Annotated in this window: 15 protein-coding genes; 5 read left to right on the forward strand and 10 right to left on the reverse strand. The window is 66.9% G+C overall.

Going from position 1 to position 18,028, the window contains the following annotated elements; all coding sequences use genetic code 11:
- Positions 1-9: 9 nt before the first annotated feature.
- The 10 genes from ACWW1C_RS22810 to ACWW1C_RS22855 all read right to left on the reverse strand — a co-directional run bounded on the left by ACWW1C_RS22810 (position 10) and on the right by ACWW1C_RS22855 (position 11,325).
- The gene (locus ACWW1C_RS22810) at positions 10-1,494 is read right to left on the reverse strand and encodes an aldehyde dehydrogenase family protein (protein ID WP_455984399.1); all 1,485 of its coding nucleotides are present in this window, start codon (positions 1,492-1,494) and stop codon (positions 10-12) included.
- A gap of 104 nt (positions 1,495-1,598) precedes the next feature.
- Positions 1,599-3,506 carry a putative nucleotidyltransferase substrate binding domain-containing protein gene (locus ACWW1C_RS22815; protein ID WP_455980393.1) on the reverse strand — a complete coding sequence of 636 codons (1,908 nt, stop codon included), beginning with the start codon at positions 3,504-3,506 and terminating at the stop codon, positions 1,599-1,601.
- 23 nt (positions 3,507-3,529) lie between these two features.
- The gene (locus ACWW1C_RS22820) at positions 3,530-4,324 is read right to left on the reverse strand and encodes a metallophosphoesterase (protein WP_455980394.1); all 795 of its coding nucleotides are present in this window, start codon (positions 4,322-4,324) and stop codon (positions 3,530-3,532) included.
- Positions 4,325-4,407: 83 nt separating this feature from the next.
- The gene (locus ACWW1C_RS22825) at positions 4,408-5,772 is read right to left on the reverse strand and encodes an MFS transporter (protein ID WP_455980395.1); all 1,365 of its coding nucleotides are present in this window, start codon (positions 5,770-5,772) and stop codon (positions 4,408-4,410) included.
- Between the two features lie 220 nt (positions 5,773-5,992).
- Complete coding sequence (locus tag ACWW1C_RS22830) at positions 5,993-7,120, reverse strand: aromatic ring-hydroxylating oxygenase subunit alpha (protein ID WP_455980396.1); 1,128 nt, start codon at positions 7,118-7,120, stop codon at positions 5,993-5,995.
- 55 nt (positions 7,121-7,175) lie between these two features.
- Positions 7,176-8,375: an NAD(P)/FAD-dependent oxidoreductase gene (locus ACWW1C_RS22835; protein ID WP_455980397.1), complete on the reverse strand. Its 1,200-nt coding sequence runs from the start codon at positions 8,373-8,375 to the stop codon at positions 7,176-7,178.
- Positions 8,375-8,680 carry a bifunctional 3-phenylpropionate/cinnamic acid dioxygenase ferredoxin subunit gene (locus ACWW1C_RS22840; RefSeq protein WP_455980398.1) on the reverse strand — a complete coding sequence of 102 codons (306 nt, stop codon included), beginning with the start codon at positions 8,678-8,680 and terminating at the stop codon, positions 8,375-8,377. Before ACWW1C_RS22840 ends, ACWW1C_RS22835 begins: the two co-directional genes overlap by 1 nt.
- A gap of 353 nt (positions 8,681-9,033) precedes the next feature.
- Positions 9,034-9,816, reverse strand: coding sequence for an IclR family transcriptional regulator (locus ACWW1C_RS22845; protein WP_455980399.1), 783 nt, complete (start codon positions 9,814-9,816; stop codon positions 9,034-9,036).
- Between the two features lie 51 nt (positions 9,817-9,867).
- The gene (locus ACWW1C_RS22850; RefSeq protein ID WP_455980400.1) at positions 9,868-10,545 is read right to left on the reverse strand and encodes a GntR family transcriptional regulator; all 678 of its coding nucleotides are present in this window, start codon (positions 10,543-10,545) and stop codon (positions 9,868-9,870) included.
- A gap of 99 nt (positions 10,546-10,644) precedes the next feature.
- Complete coding sequence (locus tag ACWW1C_RS22855; protein WP_455980401.1) at positions 10,645-11,325, reverse strand: GntR family transcriptional regulator; 681 nt, start codon at positions 11,323-11,325, stop codon at positions 10,645-10,647.
- Between the two features lie 117 nt (positions 11,326-11,442).
- Between ACWW1C_RS22855 and glyA the strand changes: the two genes are divergently transcribed.
- The 5 genes from glyA to ACWW1C_RS22880 are packed head-to-tail and all read left to right on the forward strand — an operon-like array spanning position 11,443 to position 17,718.
- On the forward strand, positions 11,443-12,759 hold the full coding sequence (glyA, locus tag ACWW1C_RS22860; protein WP_455980402.1) for a serine hydroxymethyltransferase: 1,317 nt from the start codon (positions 11,443-11,445) through the stop codon (positions 12,757-12,759).
- On the forward strand, positions 12,756-13,994 hold the full coding sequence (locus tag ACWW1C_RS22865) for a sarcosine oxidase subunit beta family protein (protein WP_455980403.1): 1,239 nt from the start codon (positions 12,756-12,758) through the stop codon (positions 13,992-13,994). The genes glyA and ACWW1C_RS22865 overlap by 4 nt, the downstream gene beginning before the upstream one ends.
- A gap of 16 nt (positions 13,995-14,010) precedes the next feature.
- Positions 14,011-14,289 (forward strand): sarcosine oxidase subunit delta, encoded by a 279-nt coding sequence (locus ACWW1C_RS22870; protein WP_455980404.1) that lies wholly within the window; start codon positions 14,011-14,013, stop codon positions 14,287-14,289.
- Positions 14,286-17,135: a 2Fe-2S iron-sulfur cluster-binding protein gene (locus ACWW1C_RS22875; protein WP_455980405.1), complete on the forward strand. Its 2,850-nt coding sequence runs from the start codon at positions 14,286-14,288 to the stop codon at positions 17,133-17,135. Before ACWW1C_RS22870 ends, ACWW1C_RS22875 begins: the two co-directional genes overlap by 4 nt.
- Positions 17,128-17,718: a sarcosine oxidase subunit gamma gene (locus ACWW1C_RS22880; RefSeq protein WP_455980406.1), complete on the forward strand. Its 591-nt coding sequence runs from the start codon at positions 17,128-17,130 to the stop codon at positions 17,716-17,718. The genes ACWW1C_RS22875 and ACWW1C_RS22880 overlap by 8 nt, the downstream gene beginning before the upstream one ends.
- The last annotated feature ends 310 nt before the right edge of the window (positions 17,719-18,028 follow it).

The raw sequence follows: 18,028 nt of genomic DNA on the forward strand, positions 1-18,028 counted from the left end.
GTTGTGTCCCTAGCCTTCGCTGGCAGCGTCGAACCAGCCGGCCGGCGTTGGCGCGGTGTTGTGCCAGATATGTTTGAGCTCTTGATATTCCGCGAGGCCCGAGGGACCGAGCTCGCGGCCGTTGCCCGACTTCCCGAAACCGCCCCACTCCGCTGCCGCGGTGTAGTAGCCGAAGTCGTTCAACCACACCGTCCCGTGCCGCAATGCGCGCACCACACGTTCGCCCCGCGCGGGATCAGAGGTTCGCACCCCTGCCGCGAGACCATACTGCGTGTCGTTGCCGAGTCTGATCGCCTCGGCCTCGTCGGTGAACCGCTCCACCGTCATGATCGGCCCGAAGGTCTCCTCCGTGACGATCCGCATCGAGCGGTCACAGCGGTCGAAGATGGTCGGCAGGAAGAAGTAGCCGTCCGCCAGCGCCGGATCACTGGGCCGGGTCCCGCCGGTGATCAGCTTTGCCCCTTCCGAAATACCCAGGGCCACAAACGATTCGATCTTGTCCAGTTGTTGTTTGGACACCAGCGGGCCGGTCTCGCTACGCGGGTCGGTGCCGTCGCCCATCCGGATCTTCTCGGCGCGCTCGGCGAGCTGTGCGACGAAGTCGTCGGCGATCGACTCCTCGAGGATCACCCGGGTGCCTGCCGAACAGACTTGACCCGAGTGCAGGAACACGCCGGTGAGGACCTGGTCGACGGCGGCGTCCCAGGCCTCGCCCCGTCCGATGTCGGCAAAGACGATGTGCGGGTTCTTCCCACCGAGTTCCAGAGCCACCTTGCTCACATGCGTGGCCGCGCTCCTGGCGATGTTCTGTCCCGTGCTCAGACCGCCGGTGAACGAGATGAAGTCGACGTCGGGGTTGTCGGTCAGCGCCGCCCCCACGGCGGCGCCACTGCCCTGGATCAGGTTGAGCACGCCGGCGGGCACCCCCGCTTCCTGGGCCAAGCGGACGAAGGCGATGGTCGAAAGCGGTGTCACTTCACTGGGTTTGGCCACCATGGTGCAACCGGCCGCGAGTGCCGGCGCGATCTTCCACGAGATCTGCAACAGCGGATAGTTCCACGGGGCAATCAGCACGCACACCCCGATGGGCTCGTGCACCACCCGGCTGATGACGGTCGGATCGCCCACGTCGACCAGCCGGTCGGCCTGCGTCGCCACCAAGCGGGCGTAGTAGCGGAACACCGAGATCACATCGTCGATGTCGATCCGACTCTCCGCCAAGGTTTTTCCGGTGTCGGCGGTCTCCACCGCAGCCAACGACTCCTTGTCGCGGGCCAGCAGATCGGCGATGCGCTCGAGTAGCGCGGCGCGCTCGGCGACCGGCGTGGCCGGCCAGTCACCGGCGTCGAAGGCGGTGCGGGCCGCGGCTACAGCCGCGAGCGCGTCGCCGTGGGTGGCCTCGTCAACCGTGGCGAAGACCTTGCCGGTTGCGGGATTGACGATTTCGCGGATACCGCCGTCGGCCGAATGCCGCCAGTCCGATCCGATGAGCAGATCCGGTGCACCGTCCACGTTGCCTCCTCGTCGCAAACTAATATATTACAGGTTGATCAGAAAATCCGCGTGTTCGAGATTTTGATTCGACGAGTTTCCGGGCGCTATCTGACCTTCCTCGACGGCGACCCCGGTTGGCCCCGTTTGACGAGTTCGGCACCCGAATTCATGTGCGCGACGCGGCCCATGCGGCGCTGCACATCGGCGATCTCTTTGACGGTCTGCTCGATGGTGCTGCGGTCGATGGGTGAGAGCTCGTCGAGGTCGATGATGTCGTCGGGACGCTGGCCTGCCTCGATCTGGCGCAGCTGGTGTTCCAGCCGCAGAAGTTGGAGCGCGTCGAACGCTTCGATCAGTCGGTTCGCGGAACGGTTGGTGAGCACCTCCGATCCCGCGGCGACGCGGAGCCGGTCGACGGTGTGCAACTCCGGGGATCCGACGCTGAGCGAGGCCCACCTCGCGACGTTGACGATCGGCAGCAACCCGCGGCCTTTGATGTCGAACTTCTCGTCGCGCCCGATGATCCGGTCCCGCACCGAGAGCAGGCGAGCGCGGCGCGAGAGCGAATCCTGCAGCAGGAGTTCGACGGTCGCGGGATGCCGATTGAAGTCGCGGAAGACGCGCGCGGGCTCCGGCAGCGCCGGGTCGCCGAAGATCGGCCGGGCGTCGACGAGCAGCGAGGCCATGATGGTGCCCTGGTTCTGCTGGGGCTTGCTGAGCCAGCCTTGCGCCGCCTCCCGCCACTGCGAGTCGGTACGCGAGAACCCCGGGTGCGACGGGAACGCATGATGAGCGTCGACGCCGATGCCACAGAGCTGGAGCACGTCCCCCACGACGCTGAAGGCTTCGCGGTAACGCGGGATCTGACTCTCGTACGAATCCGCGAAAGTCACTGCGGCATCGACGTCGGACGAGGGCACCGCTTCCCGCCGGCCGATGCTGCCGAGGGAGAGCCAGGTGAAGGCGTCGATCGACAGGTCGTTGAACTCCTCGTGGTCGAAGACCAAGAAGATCGCGCGGCGGGTGATCGAGGCGATCAGCGCCGAATGAACGGCGATCACCCGATCGGCCGTCAGGCCGCGCGCCAGGATGTCGGCAAGCATCGCCGGAACCCGAAGCGCATACGTGATCAGGCCATCGATGCTGCGGGCCTGCCGGATCTGTGCGTTCAGGCTGACACCGGCAGTGGTGGGCGCGAGCATGAAGTCACGCTCACCCACCGCGCCTTTCAGGCGGCCGTCATCACCGGTGACAAGCAGGAACGAGACGCTGTAGTCGAGCAGCATGATCAGGGCATCAGCCGACGACATACTCGCCGACGCGGTGATCGCGGGAAAGTCCATCACTGCACTCGCGGGCGATTCCCGCGGCAGGCCTTCCCCAATCACCTTGCGACGCAAGGCTTCATCTGTCACCAAACCGAACTGGCCGGCACCTGCATCGACGGCGGCGTAGGGCAGGCCCAGCTCGGTCATGCGCGCTGCCAGCGCGGTCACCGACTCGTCGGCCCGCACGACGAGTGGGTCTCGGTAGACCAGGTCGGACAGCAGTGTGTACCGCGGCTGAGCGGCGGTGAGCCCACGCACGTGCGCGATTTCGTCAGCCAGGAAACGTGCGCCGCTGCGGGACGCAAACGCCGGAAGGACGATCTCGGACGGCAGGCTCGCAACGACCGCCTTGGTCTTCGCCTCGACCCGCGGGCCGACGGGTCGCCCCGCCAGCGCTGAGGTGAATCCGATCGGCGCGCCACGGGTGAACTTGTCGGCGGGCCCCTCCCCGATTCGTTCGGGGTCGAACCAGAGATTGATCTCTCCCGACATCACCAGTCCGATGCTCGTCGGCATCGTGGTGAAGGCATCCAGGATCAGGTCGCCCGGCTGGTATTCCTCGATGTGCGCCGCGGCCAACGCGCCGGCGCGATCGGCTGGACTCAGCGAATCGAACGGCGGGCATTGCGCCAGCAGGTCGGCCAAGTCGGCCAGCTCGGCCTCGGTCCCGGTCTCAGTCGACATGCCGCAGTCCTCTCAGGGGTCGCTCACGCGACCGTGGGCCGGGAGGCGGTCGCGACGACGAAGGCGCCCCACACCGGGGTCGCTTCGGCGAGGTGGCCGGGGTCGATGCCGATGAGACGGCCACCCGGGAAACGCGTCTCTTCATGATGCAGCCGCGCATCGTAAGTGGTTGTCGGGTGGTCGGACTCACCATGCGAGCCACTGTGCCCGTGCACCTGACTGAACGGGAGGGTCGTGCCTTCCCACCCGGGAACCAACTCATCATTGCGGCTGGCCCATAGCGGGCCCGCCATCGGATTCGGCGGGCCGAGCATGGCACCGCCGCCGTACAGCGTCGGGCATCCCGTGCGGGCCAGGCTGTTGATTCGGCGCGCGGCCTGCCGCGCGGTAGCGGGAGCCAGGAGGTGCTCGCGCCAGAACTGCTCGGTGACCCCGGCGTGCGTCACCAGGAAATCCTCGTCGCGGGTCTCGACGGCGACCGCGGCGTGCAGCTTGCCGTCGGCCCACCACTTCTTCAGGATGCGCTGTTCCAGGTAGCCGATCCGGTCCTCCCACAGAAAGCTGTTCGGCCGCAGATACAGGGCCTCGTGATTGCCCGCCAGCTGAACCCACTGCCCGGGATAGGCATTGAGGTAATAGTTGACCAGACGAACGACCGCTTCGGAGTCCGGCCCGCGGTGCACCAGGTCCCCCACCTGGATCACCACGAGATCGTCGGGCAGCACGCCGGTTTCGGAGGCGCCGAGTGCCCGCAGTTCTCGACGCAGCTCCTCGACGTGCCCACCCACGTCACCGATCACGGCCACCCGGATCGTCATGTACCGAATTGTCCTCCCGCCTCGCGCCGCACCTGGCCGAGTCCGCAGAGGCGTGACCGAGACCCGGCCTGTACGGCGTGCGCTCAGTGGCTCATGTCCAATTCGCTCAGCGACTTGCCGCTGGTCTCCGGAGCCAGGACCTGCGACACGATCGCGCCGGCGAAGGCGATGATTCCCGCGAAGACCATGGTCCAGGTGAAACCGAGGTGCTTCATCGAGAGCGGGATCAGGAACAGACCCGCAGCGGCACCGAGGCGGCTGATCGCCGCCGCGAACCCGGTACCGATCGCCCGGACCTCGGTCGGGAAGACCTCCGCGGGATAGATTTGAGTAAACGCGGTGTACATCGCGTTGACGAACGAGTACGCCAGGAACAGCGCCAACATCAGCATCGACATCACACCGACCTGCTCCACCGGAAGCACGAAGCTGCCGAGGACGGCGATGGCGACCAGCAGACCGCCTGCGATCCACTGGGTCGGAACGGTCATCTTGCGCCGCCCCCAACGGTCGATCATGAACATCGTGAAGATCACGCCGAACCAGGCGACAACCGAGAGAACCACTCCGCGCATCAGGCCCTTCATGCCGATATCGCCCAGCAGGCCGTCGGCGAAGGTCGCGATGGCGAAGTACGGTGTCACCGCGCAGGCCCAGAACACGGACATGAAGACCGTCGAGCGCCACACCGCCGGTGAGAACAGCATCTTGAAACTGCCCTTCGCGCCGCCCGCAGTGGCTTTCATCATGTCGGTCTGGTACGCGGTGTCCAGATACCCGACGACCAGTCCGTGCGCCTCTTCGGTCCTGCCCTTTGCCCACAACCAGCGCGGCGACTCGGGCAACCCGAGCCGGCCGATCAGCAGCGCGGCTGCGATGAACGTCGTAGTGCCCAGCGTGACCCGCCAATCCACACCGGCCTGGTCCATGAAGTAGCCGATGACGAACGCGATCATGAAACCGCCGTACCAGGCGACCAGGGTCAGGGCCAACAGTTTGCCGCGGAGGTGGGTCGGCGCGAACTCCGCCAGCATCGGCAAGCCGACCGCGTACTCGATGCCGACGGCCAGGCCCATCAACAGACGAACGGCGAAAAGCTGTTCGGGTCCGTCGACGAAGAACTGCAAAGCCGAAAAGGCCGTGAACAGCGCCAGATCCCAGAACAGAATCGGCTTACGGCCGAACTTATCGGCCAGCCACCCGCCCAAAGGCGAGCCGACGAGAATGCCGAACATCGCCGAAGCGGCCTCCAGCCCGATCCAGACGGTGGTAAACCGGGGGTCCAATTCGATGGTGTGCGTGACCGGACCGATGCTGCCCAGGATGTAGCCATCAAGGAACATGCCGCCGACCAACACGACGATCATCCGCGTCATGAACCGGCGCTTACGCGCCAGCACGGCCGGGTCGTCGGAGAACGCCGTCTTGGCGCCGTCGCTCACAGACATGGGACATGCTCCTGGGGAATCGGTGTGCAGGGCATCGCTACTCCTTTGATCGAGATTCCCGAATGGGGAAGTCGTGGGCCTGACCGCGCTGCCCGGCCTCGGTGTGGTGGTGTCCCGGTCCGCCGCGGCCGCCTCTCCAGCCGGCCCGGCGGACCGGGACCCGCGCCGACTCCGCGAGTATTCGACGCCCGGCCGGTTGCCGGGAGCCGAATGCCCGCATCTAGTCGGCGAGTTTGTTGCGCAACCAGTCATGGAAGTCGCCGAGATGATGTTCGCTGGGCACCAGCACACCGCCCTCGCGATAGACACGTGAACTCATGGCTGGCTGGCAGCGCTCGCACGCGTCGAAGTCCTGCTGGTTGACGCGGTGGAACAGCTCCACCGACTTGCTGACGTCGCGCCCGGATTCGACGACGCCGGGCAGGTACAGCCAGTCGCATTCGACGATGGTGTGGTCCGCCGCAATCGGGAACATCCGGTGGATGATGACGTGGTCGGGCACCAGGTTGACGAACACCTGCGGACGTACCGTGATGGCGTAGTACCGCCGGTCCTGATCCTCGGTGACCCCGGGGATGTGCTCGAAACCTTCTGAGCCATCGATGGTGAAGCCGGCGACGTCGGCACCGAACTCCGCGCCGTGGCCGACGTAGAACTGGGCGGCGTAGCCGTCGGCGAACTCCGGCAGCACCTCGGTGAGCTCGGGGTGGATGGTGGCGCAGTGGTAGCACTCCATGAAGTTCTCGATGATGAGCTTCCAGTTGGCCTTGACGTCGTAGACGATGCGGCGACCGAGGCTGAGGTTGGCCACCGTGTAGTGGTCGATCGACTCGACGTCGCCGAGGCGATCGACGATCTCCTGCATGACGGTGTCTTCGAACGACGGTGGCTCGTCGGCCAGGCACACCCAGACATAGCCGAGCCACTCCCGGACCGAGATCTTGCGCAGGCCGTACTCGACGCGGTCGATGTCGGGCATCTTGGTCAGGTTCGGCGCCGCGATGAGCTTGCCGTCCAGATCGTAAGTCCATGCGTGATAAGGACATTGGAACGCGCGCTTGACCTCACCGCTGTCCTCGGTGCACAGCTGCGCGCCGCGGTGCCGGCACAGGTTGAAGAATGCGTTGATGTCGCCCTTGCGGGACCTGGTCACCAGAACGCTTTCGCGACCGACCTGGACGGTCTTGAACGCACCCGGCTTGTCCAGATCCGCGGCGCGCACAACGCAGAACCACATGGTCTCGAAGATCTTCTCCTGCTCGAGGGCGAAGACCTCCGGATCTGTGTAGTAGTGCCCTGCCAGAGTGGAAATGAGGCTTTCCGGCAGACTTGGCACGGTGGCGGTCATCGAGCTCCTTTGCGGTGTCTTGTTGTGAGTTTGATTGGGGTGCAACAACTTCGGTTCAGACCGCAGTCGGCGTCGGGACCAACTGGCGGCGCCACCGGGTGAAGAGGCGGGGTTGATCGATACCGAGGACCGCGACCAGGCGGCCGTCGCGCCGATAGGTGGCGAGCAAGCAACGGTCCGCGCAGCTGCCCTCCTCGATGGTGACCTCGTCGTCAGGGCGGGCGAGGCCGGCGAACTGGATGCGGGAGCCGTATTGATCGGACCAGAAATACGGCGGCTTCACCGTCGACTCCTGCCGGAGACCACTTCCCAGCAGCGCGGCGACAGCCATGGCAGGACGCTCCAGCGCGCCGGTCCAGTGTTCGACCCGGTGGTGGGCACCGGTGGCGGCGTCGAGCCATCCCGCACAGTCCCCCACAGCGACGACATTCGGCAGGGCGGTCTGACCATGGGTGCCGCACAGCACGCCGTTGCCGAGTTCGAGCCCACTGCCCTGCAGCCAGTCGATGTTGGGCACGCCGCCGATACCCACCACGACGACGTCGGCCGGCAGATGGCGTCCGTCGGTGAGGTCGACGCCGGCCACCCGCCGCACGCCGTTGGGTGTGCGCAGGGCGCGCTCCTCGCCGACGAGTCCGGCAACGCCCACACCGCAGATCAACGTCGTGCCGTTGGCGGTGTGCGCACCGGCGACGACACCGCCGAGCCACCTGCCGAGCTGCATCTGCAACGGAGTCGGGGCGGCCTCGACGACGGTCACATCCAGGCCCAGCTTGCGGGCCGTCGAGGCGACTTCGGCGCCGACGAACCCGGCACCGATGACGACCAGTCGAGCGCCAGGCACAAGTTCTGCACGCAACGCAACGGCGTCGTCGATGGTGCGGATGACGTGCACGCCGGCCATGCCCTCGCAGCCGGGCCAGCGGCGCGCGCGGGAACCAGTAGCGATCACCACGCCGTCGGCGTCGATGCGCGTTCCGTCCGCGAGTTCGATTGCGCCACAGCGGCTATCGAGCTTGGCCGCGGCGACGCCCAAGCGCCAGTCCGCCTGCAGATCGTCGTCGTCGGATTCCAGGGCGAGATCGGCTTCGGAGACGTTGCCGCAGAGGAAGTCCTTCGACAGCGGCGGGCGGTCGTAGGGCCGCTGCGCCTCGTCGCCGATGACGGTGAGCTGTCCGTCGAAGCCCTGCGCCCGCAGCGCCCTGGCCGCGGACAGGCCCGCGAGGGACGCTCCCACGATCGCGACGTGCTTCATCACTGCCCCGCGCCCAGTCGAGCCCGGATGTCGGGCGGCAGGTTGGGCTTCTCGGTGCTCAGCTCGACGTGGACGACTCCGTCGGAGATCACGACGGTGTGCGTGCGGACCGGCAACTTGGCCGGCGGCGCGTCGACCGCTCCGGTGCGGAGGTTGAACCGCGAGGCATGCAGCGGGCACTCGACATCGCACCCCTCCAGCCAGCCGTCGGCCAGCGAAGCGTCCTGATGCGAACACGTGTCGTCGATGGCGAACACCTCGCCGTCCTCGGTGTGGAAAACCGCGATGGGTGGGTCCGTTTCCACCCGCCGAGCTTCGCCGGGCGGGAGTTCGGAGAGCGGACAGATCTCAAGCATCAGGTGTGTGCCCTCTCAGATCGTTTGACGCGACTGACGCAACAGCATTCGTATTATGCAACAGTGTGGCGACAGTCACATGCCCCTGTCAAGAGCAGAACCGCACCGTTTACACAGTCGGAACAACTGCCTCGAGGTGACCGAAAACCCAGGTCAATTCGATTTGCGCCGAACCGGCGGACGCCGACTTGAAGTTCGCCACCGGGGACGGGGACCTCCCGGCGGCGAACGGTTGATATATTAGATCGCGACGATCTGATATGCAGCGTGAATCGAAAATTCCCGCAGCGGGGCGCGAACGATCAGCCCTGGTATCCCATCCGGCGGCTGACATCGTCAGCCGCCGAGACCACCACCGGCGCAATATCCCGCGTGCGTTCCGCGGTGAGTCGATACGCCGGACCGGAGACGCTCAGCGCCGCGATCACCACACCGCCGTGATCGCGAATCGGGGCGGCGACCGCGTTGAGCCCCGGCTCGAGCTCTTCCAACGACACCACGTAACCGTCCCGTGCCACGTCTCTCAGCTGGGCTTCCAACTTCTCGGACGACGTGATGGTGTGCTCGGTGAGCCTCTGCAGCCCGGCTTCGGCCAACAGGTCCCGGCGCGCATCCGCAGCCATGAAGGCGAGCAACACCTTGCCACTCGATGTCGCATGCAACGGCGTGAGCTCACCTACCCAGTTGTGCGTACCGATGGCGGACGGCCCGCGTGCCTGGTCGACGTTCACCGCATACTCCGACCGCAGTACCGCGATGTTGACGGTCTCACCGACCTCGAGGGCCAGCCGCTCGCAGATCTCCCGCCCCTGCCGCGTGACGTCGAGGCGGCCCGACACCGCGTTGGCCAGCCGCAGGATGCCGAATCCAAGTCGATACTTGCCGCGCTCGAAGGCCTGCTCGACGAGTTCGCGATCCTCCAGCGCCGCGAGTAGGCGCGAGACCGTCGATTTGTGTACCCCGATGTCCGACGCCAGCTCGGTTACTCCGGCCTCACCCCGGCGGGCGAGGAGTTCCAAGACCGACAGCGCGCGGTCGACGGACTGCACGCCGCCATTGCCAGAATCAACACCGCTGTTGCTCATTACGCAACAATAACCACATTGTGAATCGTGTGGTCGCCTTCGTCGGACGCGTCAAACGATGGCGCGGATCGCTTTCTCGAATCCCGTGACGTGGTCGAGCGCTATCTGCGCGGCGGCATCCCCGTCGCCGCCCGCAATCGTCCGCAAGAGTTCGGCGTGCTCGCCCACGTGCTGGGCCACGGTCGGCAAGCGGTCGAGAAACAAGCAGAAGATACGGGTCGCAAGGTTGTCGTAGCGGATCAACACGTCTTCGAGATGGGGGTTTCCGGTGGCCCGGTAGATCGCGCGGTGCGCCCGCAGGTCCCACCGCATCAGCTCGTCGCGCTGAATGTTCTCGACATCGAGCGCTTCGGTGAGATCGGCCAGCTTGAGCAGGCCCGCACGTACGTCGGCAGAGGCCCCCTCAGCGGCCGCGCGCGCAGCGACGGGTTCCAGATTGACCCGAATCTGCGAGATATGACGGAGGTCGGCGACGTCGACCCCCGTGGCAAACGTGCCCCGGCGCGGAAACGACACGACCAGTCGGTCCACTTCCAAGCGTTTGAGGGCCTCCCGGACGGGCGTCCGGCCCAGCTCGAGCTCCGCGGCCAGATCGTTTTCCACGATGGCTTCATTCGGGCGGATGTCCAGCATGATGAGCTTGTCGCGGATCACCAGGTACGCCCGGTCGGCAAACGACATCTCCTCGGAGACAACGTCATCGAGCTGTTCCACACCCGCAACACTCATGCCCGCCCCGCCTTCCCGACATCGCCGACCACACAAATCGGCAACTGACCTGATCCGGTCAGGTCAATGATATATCAGGGCCGGTGGCCTTCAAGGACGTCACAGCAACGCGCGGATCGCTTTCTCGAAGCCGCAGACATGGTCCAGCGTCAAGGCCGCCGCCGTGGCCTCGTCGCCGCCGACGATGGCCTCCAACAGCTCGATGTGTTCGCGGACATGGCCGGCAACGCCCGGCAGCCGGTCCAGGAACATGCACCAGATCCGGGTGGCATGCGCGTCGAGGCTGACGAGGATCTGTTCCAGATGCGGGTTGCCCGAGGCCCGGTAGATCTCGCGGTGCACATGGACGTCGTGCCGCAGCACCTCACGGGGATCGTCGGTGTCCTCGATCCCGGCGATCGCCTGCGCAAGTGCCGTCAGCCGGGTCCGGGTGTCCGGCGCCGCGACCCGGGCGGCACGGGCGGCCGCCGTCGGCTCCAGCAGCTTGCGAATCTCTGAGATGTCGGCCAGGTCCGTCATGTCCACAGCCGCGGCGAACGTGCCCCGGCGTGGGTAGGCAACGACGAGACGGTCGCGCTCAAGGCGTTTGAGGGCCTCTCGCACGGGAGTACGGCCAAAGCCGAGCTCGGCCGCCAGCCGGTCGTCGTTGATGGGCTCCCCCGGCCGGATGTCCAGCATCACCAGCCGTTCGCGCACGATGTCGTAAGCGCGGTCGGCATTGGTCTCGGCAACAGCCGGCGAGCCGTCGGGATCGCCGAACGACAACTCCGTCAGGGTCATCGCCACTCCTTCAAAAGTGTCTTCGGCCTACCTATTGACGTGGCCACGAGCTGATCCTAATCTAACCTACAGCTGATATATTAGTCCACCACACACTGCAATGTCAGAAAGGTCCAGATGACCCTCGACACCGCACCGACGGCCACGAACCCCACGCTGAGCGCCAGCCTCGCCGAACTGGATCCAGAAGTGCACCAGGCCATCGCCGCCGAGTTGCACCGTCAGCAGAGCACGCTCGAGATGATCGCCAGCGAGAACTTCGCGCCGGTCGCCGTGATGCAGGCGCAGGGCTCGGTGCTGACCAACAAGTACGCCGAGGGCTACCCCGGCCGCCGGTACTACGGCGGCTGCGAATACGTCGACGTCACCGAACAACTCGCCATCGACCGCGTCAAGAGCCTGTTCGGCGCCGAATACGCCAACGTGCAACCGCATTCCGGGGCGCAGGCAAATGCCGCGGCCATGGCGGCGCTGCTCTCCCCCGGCGACACCATCCTCGGTCTCGACCTCGCGCACGGCGGCCATCTCACGCACGGGATGAAGCTCAACTTCTCCGGCAAGCTCTACGACGTCGCCGCGTACCACGTCGGGGAAAGCGACCACCGGGTCGACATGGCCGAGGTCGAGCGGGTGGCCCGGGAGCGCCGTCCGAAGCTGATCCTGGCCGGCTGGTCCGCCTACCCCCGGCAGCTCGATTTCGCCGAATTCCGGCGCATCGCAGACGAAGTCGGCGCGTACCTGATGGTCGACATGGCCCACTTCGCGGGCCTCGTCGCCGCCGGCCTGCACCCCTCCCCCGTGCCGCACGCCCATGTGGTCACCTCCACCACGCACAAGACACTGGGCGGCCCGCGCGGCGGCATCATCCTGACCAACGACCAGGCACTGGCCAAGAAGTTCAACTCGTCGGTGTTCCCCGGCCAGCAGGGCGGGCCGCTCGAGCACGTCATCGCCGCGAAGGCCGTGTCGTTCAAGCTCGCAGCCGCGCCGGAATTCCGTGAGCGCCAGCAGCGCACCCTGGACGGCGCGGCGATCCTTGCCGAGCGCCTGCTGCAAGAGGATTCACGCACCGCGGGCATCAACGTGGTGTCCGGCGGCACCGACGTCCACCTGGTGCTGGTCGACCTGCGGGAGTCCGAACTGGACGGCAAACAGGCCGAGGATCGGCTGCACCGCGTGGGAATCACGGTGAACCGCAATGCCGTTCCGTTCGACCCACGACCGCCGATGGTCAGTTCGGGCGTGCGCATCGGTACCGCCGCGCTCGCGACCCGCGGCTTCGACCTGGACAGCTTCCACGAAGTCGCCGACGTCATCAGCCATGCACTGCGACCCGACACCGACGACGCCGCCCTGGACGCGCTGCGCGCCCGCGTGGAAGTGCTTGCCGACCGTTTCCCGCTGTACCCCGACCTCACGGAGGCCTCGCTGTGAGCGCGCCAACGATCCCACCGGGTGCACACCTGCCCGACCACCCCGAATTTCTCTGGCGCACACCGGAACCCAAGAAGACGTACGACGTCGTCATCGTCGGCGGCGGCGGTCACGGTCTGGCGACCGCGCACTACCTCGCCAAGAACCACGGCATCACCAACGTCGCGGTCCTCGAACGGGGCTGGCTGGCCGGCGGCAACATGGCCCGCAACACCACCCTGATCCGATCCAACTATCTGTGGGACGAGAGCGCCCAGATCTACGAGCACGCACTGAAGCTCTGGGAGGGCCTGGAAGAGGACCTGGACTACCCGATCCTGTTCAGCCAGCGTGGCGTACTCAACCTGGCGCACAGCCTGCAGGACGTCCGCGACAGCGTCCGACGCGTCGAGGCCAACAAGCTCAACGGCATCGACGCCGAGTGGGTGGAACCCAAAGAGGTCAAGGACCTCTGTCCAATCGTCAACATCTCGAGTGACATTCGCTATCCGGTGCTGGGTGCCACCTATCAGCCACGAGCCGGCATCGCCAAGCACGACTACGTCGCCTGGGGCTTCGCCCGCCGGGCCGACGAGGCCGGCATCGACATCATCCAGAACTGCGAGGTCACCGGATTCGTCACCGATGGCGACCGCGTCACCGGGGTGCGCACCACCCGCGGCGACATCGGGGCCGGGCAGGTGGCGCTGTGCGCCGCCGGGCACACCTCCACGCTGACCGACATGCTCGGCATCCGCACACCGCTGCAGAGCCATCCACTGCAGGCGCTGGTGTCCGAACTGCTCGAGCCGGTGCACCCGACCATCGTGATGTCGAATGCGGTGCACGTGTACGTATCTCAGGCCCACAAGGGTGAACTCGTGATGGGCGCAGGCGTCGATTCGTACAACGGCTACGGCCAGCGCGGCGCGTTCCACATCATCGAACGCCAGATGGCCGCCGCGGTGGAGTTGTTCCCGGTCTTCGCCCGGGCGCACCTGCTGCGGACCTGGGCCGGCATCGTCGACGTCTGCCCGGACGCGTCACCGATCGTCGGCCGGGTCGGCTACGACAACCTGTACCTCAACGCCGGTTGGGGAACCGGCGGTTTCAAGGTGACACCGGGCATCGGCTGGTGCCTGGCCGACACCATCGCCACCGGCCGCGAACACGACTACGTCGCCCCTTTCAGCCTCGACCGGTTCGTCACCGGAGCCCTGGTCGACGAACACGGCGCCGCCGGCGTGGCGCACTAGAACCAGAGGAGCCCCAATGCAACTCATCGAGTGCCCGTGGTGCGGGCCCCGCGAGGAAACCGAATTCCACTACGGCGGCCAGGCACATGTCGCCTACCCCGAAGACCCGCAATCGCTGACCGACGAACAGTGGGCGCACTACGTGTTCTTCCGCGCCAACCCCAAGGGGCTGTTCGCCGAACGCTGGACCCACAGCGCCGGCTGCCGGCGCTGGTTCAACGCCATCCGTGACACCGCCACCTACCGATTCGACCGCGTGTACCGACTCGACGAGCAGAGGCCGACGATCAAATGAGCACATCGCTGCGTACCGAAACCGGTGGCCGGATCGACCGGAACACGGTGCACACCTTCACTTTCAACGACCGGCAATACATCGGCCATGCCGGCGACACGCTGGCGTCCGCGCTGCTGGCGAACGGGGTGCATCACGTCACCTCGAGCATCAAGATGGGCCGGCCCCGCGGCTTCACCTCGGCGTGGGCCGAGGACACCGGCGGTCTGGTCCAGATCGAGTACCCCTTCCCCGAGCCCATGCTGCTGGCCACCACCGTCGAGCTGTACGACGGTCTCGTCGCGCGCGGTATCCCAGGGCAGGGCCGACTCGCCGAGATCGCCGACACCGCGCGCTACGACTCAACCCATGTGCACGCCGACATCCTGGTCGCCGGGGCCGGGCCCGCCGGTCTGGCAGCCGCCTTGACGGCCGCCCGCGCCGGCGCCCGCGTCGTGCTGATCGACGAACAGAACGAGGCCGGCGGCGCCCTGCTGGGCAGTGCCGACACCATCTCCGGGCGTCCCGCGTCGGAGTGGGTCGCCGACGCGGTCGCCGAGCTCGCCACCTATCCCGACGTGTTGCACCTGCAGCGCACCACCGCGTTCGGACACTACGACGACGGCTTCGTCCTTGCGCTGCAACGGCGTACGGACCACCTCGGCGCCACCGCGGCCGCCGGAGCCAGCCGTCAGCGCGTGTGGCGGATCCGGGCCCGGCACGCCATCGTCGCCGCCGGCGCGCACGAACGTCCGGTGGTGTTCACCGACAACGACCGGCCCGGCATCATGCTCGCGGCCGGTGCCCGCACCTTCCTGCACCGCTATGGCGTCAAGGTCGGCGAGCGGGCCGTGGTGTTCACCACCAACGACAGCGCCTATCAGGCCGCGCTGGATCTGCACGACGCCGGCGTGGCGATCACCGCGATCGTCGACGCCCGGGACGCGGTCGCCACGGACCTGCGCGAGGCGTGCGCCACCCGCGGCATCGAATTGCGAACGGGATCGGTCGTCAGCGGCACCCGCGGTGAGAACCGGGTCAGCGCCGCCGTCGTCATCGGTGCGGGCGGCACGTCCGATGAGCTGGCGTGCGACGTGCTGCTGATCAGCGGCGGCTGGAATCCAGCGGTCCATCTCTTCAGTCAGGTGCGCGGGCCCCTGCGGTACGACGCCGCCCTCGGCGCGTTCGTTCCCGGTGCCGAACTCGACGAGGTGAGTGTCGCCGGCTCGGCCGCAGGCACCTTCAACCTGCCCGGTTGCCTGCGCGACGGTCGCGCCGCCGCTACCCGCGCCCTTTCGGGTCTCGGCTTCACCGCGGCGGCCGATCCGATTGCCGGAGAATCGGATTCGATTCGAGCTACGGGTGCACCCCTGGTGCTGTGGCGGGTCCCCGACGCCGACGGAATCACGCAGTTCGTCGACGTCCAGCGCGATGCGACGGTGGCGGACCTGGTCCGCGCGGTCGGTGCCGGCATGCGATCGATGGAACACATCAAGCGCTACACCACCATCGGCACCGCGCACGATCAGGGCAAGACCTCGGGCGTCGTCGCCTCGGGCATCACCGCCGAACTGCTCGGCGTCCCCGTGGCCGATCTCGGCGTCACCACGTTCCGCCCGCCGTACACGCCGGTCGCGTTCGCCGCGCTGGCCGGCCGCAACCGTGGCCGGATGTTCGACCCGGAACGCGTTACCGCAGTGCATGATTGGCATGTCGCCCGCGGCGCCGTCTTCGAGGATGTCGGCCAGTGGAAGCGTCCCCGCTACTACCCGCTGCCCGGCGAAGACATGGACACCGCCGTGCTGCGCGAATGTGCCGCCGCCCGAACAGGTGTCGGCATCCTCGACGGCTCGACGCTGGGCAAGATCGACGTCCAGGGCCCCGATGCCGGCGCATTCCTCGACATGCTCTACACCAACCTGATGAGCACGCTCAAGGTCGGCATGCTGCGGTACGGCGTCATGTGCGGCGTCGACGGCATGGTGATCGACGACGGCACCGTCATGCGTCTGGCCGATGACCGCTTCCAGGTGTTCACGACTACGGGCGGCGCCGCCCGCATCCTGGAGTGGATGGAGGAATGGCTGCAGACCGAGTGGCCGCACCTGCGCGTGCGCCTCACGTCGGTCACCGAGCAGTGGCACACCTTCCCGGTGGTCGGCCCGCGTTCGCGGGACGTCATCGGCACGGTGTTCCCGGGAGTCGACGTCAGCAATGACGCGTTCCCGTTCATGGCCTGGCGCGATACACAGCTTGACGGAGTCCACGTCCGGATCGGCCGAGTCAGTTTCTCGGGCGAGCTCGCCTACGAGGTCAACGTCATGGGCTGGTACGCAACGGCGGTGTGGGAGAGCCTGATCGACGCCGGCGAACCCTTCGGCATCACGCCCTACGGCACCGAGACCATGCACGTGCTGCGGGCCGAGAAGGGTTACCCGATCATCGGCCAGGACACCGACGGCACCGTCACGCCGCAGGACCTCGGGATGAACTGGGTGGTGTCGAAGAAGAAGCCCGACTTCGTCGGGAAGCGCTCATTCACCCGCGCCGAGAATCTGAATCCTTTGCGCAAGCAGTTCGTCGGACTCCTCCCGGTCGATGCGCGGACAGTGCTGCCCGAAGGCGCCCAGATCATCGAGACCCCGGCCGACGGCACGTTGCCACCCCCGCCGGTTCCCATGCTCGGGCACGTCACGTCGAGCTACCGCAGCGCCGAGCTGGGCCGCCCGTTCGCGCTGGCATTGGTCAAGGGCGGTCACGCCCGCATCGGAGACACCCTCACCGTTCCCGTGGACGGTGCCCTGGTGGCCGTCGAGGTCACCGGTTCCGTCCTCGTCGATCCCGAAGGAGCACGCCGCGATGGCTGAAACCCTCACTCGCCGTAGCCCATTGCAGGAATGGTCGGCCCCGTTCGCAGCGACTTCGCTGGCTGCGAACCTCACCGAGGAGCCGTTCGTCACGATGGTCGATCTGTGGGTCGACCCGGCCGGAGCCGGCGGCGCCGAAGCCGCCCGGCTCCTCGGCCTGGCCGCGCTGCCGACGACACCGGGCTCGTGTGCCACCGGTCCCGATTCGACGGTGATCTGGTTCGGCCCGCAGGAGTGGCTGGTGACGTCCACGCAGCGCGGCGGGGAGGCGCTTGAGGCGCAGCTGCACGAGGCGGTGGCCGCCGACGGCGGCGCTGCCGTCGACGTCTCCGCACAGCGCACCACGATTCGGCTGCGCGGGGCAAACGCCCGCGACGTACTCGCCAAGGGTTGTTCGCTGGACCTGCACCCGCGGGTGTTCGGTCCCGGTGCTGCGGCCCAGACGATGCTCGCGTTGGCGGCCGTCGTGCTGATTCCGTTGGACGACAAGGGAACCGACTACCGGATCATCGTCCGCTCGTCGTTCGCCGGCTATCTGGCCGACTGGCTGCTCGATGCCGCGGAGGAATTCGGCGGCAACTGATAGGCCCGCACCACGAGCGTGCACACAGATCGCAAACCTGTCTCGCGGAATGCTCTGTGTGCACGTTGGTGGTGCGCCTTGCGCGTCTGCCGTGCCTTCGCGCCGGCCGCTATCGTGCCCTGGTCGCAGGGTCAACGGCCGCCTTGTTGACTCTGCGTCAGCGGCGTTCGGCACTCGACCTTTCCCGCCGCAACCGCTGGATCAACCCGACACCCGGATCGACTCTGCGGCCAGGGCAGCGTCCACTCGACATTCGTAACACTCAGCACAGGATCAACCCGAACACGAACGTGCACCTGGCTCTGCCCGT

The sequence above is a fragment of the Mycobacterium sp. HM-7 genome, assembly GCF_053852335.1.

Excerpts from the sequence above, each read along its gene's own strand:
- ACWW1C_RS22815 (WP_455980393.1), bottom strand. The coding sequence starts at position 3,506 with ATGTCGACTGAGACCGGGACCGAGGCCGAGCTGGCCGACTTGGCCGAC.
- ACWW1C_RS22820 (WP_455980394.1), bottom strand. The coding sequence starts at position 4,324 with ATGACGATCCGGGTGGCCGTGATCGGTGACGTGGGTGGGCACGTCGAG.
- ACWW1C_RS22825 (WP_455980395.1), bottom strand. The coding sequence starts at position 5,772 with ATGTCTGTGAGCGACGGCGCCAAGACGGCGTTCTCCGACGACCCGGCC.
- ACWW1C_RS22830 (WP_455980396.1), bottom strand. The coding sequence starts at position 7,120 with ATGACCGCCACCGTGCCAAGTCTGCCGGAAAGCCTCATTTCCACTCTG.
- ACWW1C_RS22835 (WP_455980397.1), bottom strand. The coding sequence starts at position 8,375 with ATGAAGCACGTCGCGATCGTGGGAGCGTCCCTCGCGGGCCTGTCCGCG.
- ACWW1C_RS22845 (WP_455980399.1), bottom strand. The coding sequence starts at position 9,816 with ATGAGCAACAGCGGTGTTGATTCTGGCAATGGCGGCGTGCAGTCCGTC.
- ACWW1C_RS22850 (WP_455980400.1), bottom strand. The coding sequence starts at position 10,545 with ATGAGTGTTGCGGGTGTGGAACAGCTCGATGACGTTGTCTCCGAGGAG.
- ACWW1C_RS22855 (WP_455980401.1), bottom strand. The coding sequence starts at position 11,325 with ATGACCCTGACGGAGTTGTCGTTCGGCGATCCCGACGGCTCGCCGGCT.
- glyA (WP_455980402.1), top strand. The coding sequence starts at position 11,443 with ATGACCCTCGACACCGCACCGACGGCCACGAACCCCACGCTGAGCGCC.
- ACWW1C_RS22870 (WP_455980404.1), top strand. The coding sequence starts at position 14,011 with ATGCAACTCATCGAGTGCCCGTGGTGCGGGCCCCGCGAGGAAACCGAA.
- ACWW1C_RS22875 (WP_455980405.1), top strand. The coding sequence starts at position 14,286 with ATGAGCACATCGCTGCGTACCGAAACCGGTGGCCGGATCGACCGGAAC.
- ACWW1C_RS22880 (WP_455980406.1), top strand. The coding sequence starts at position 17,128 with ATGGCTGAAACCCTCACTCGCCGTAGCCCATTGCAGGAATGGTCGGCC.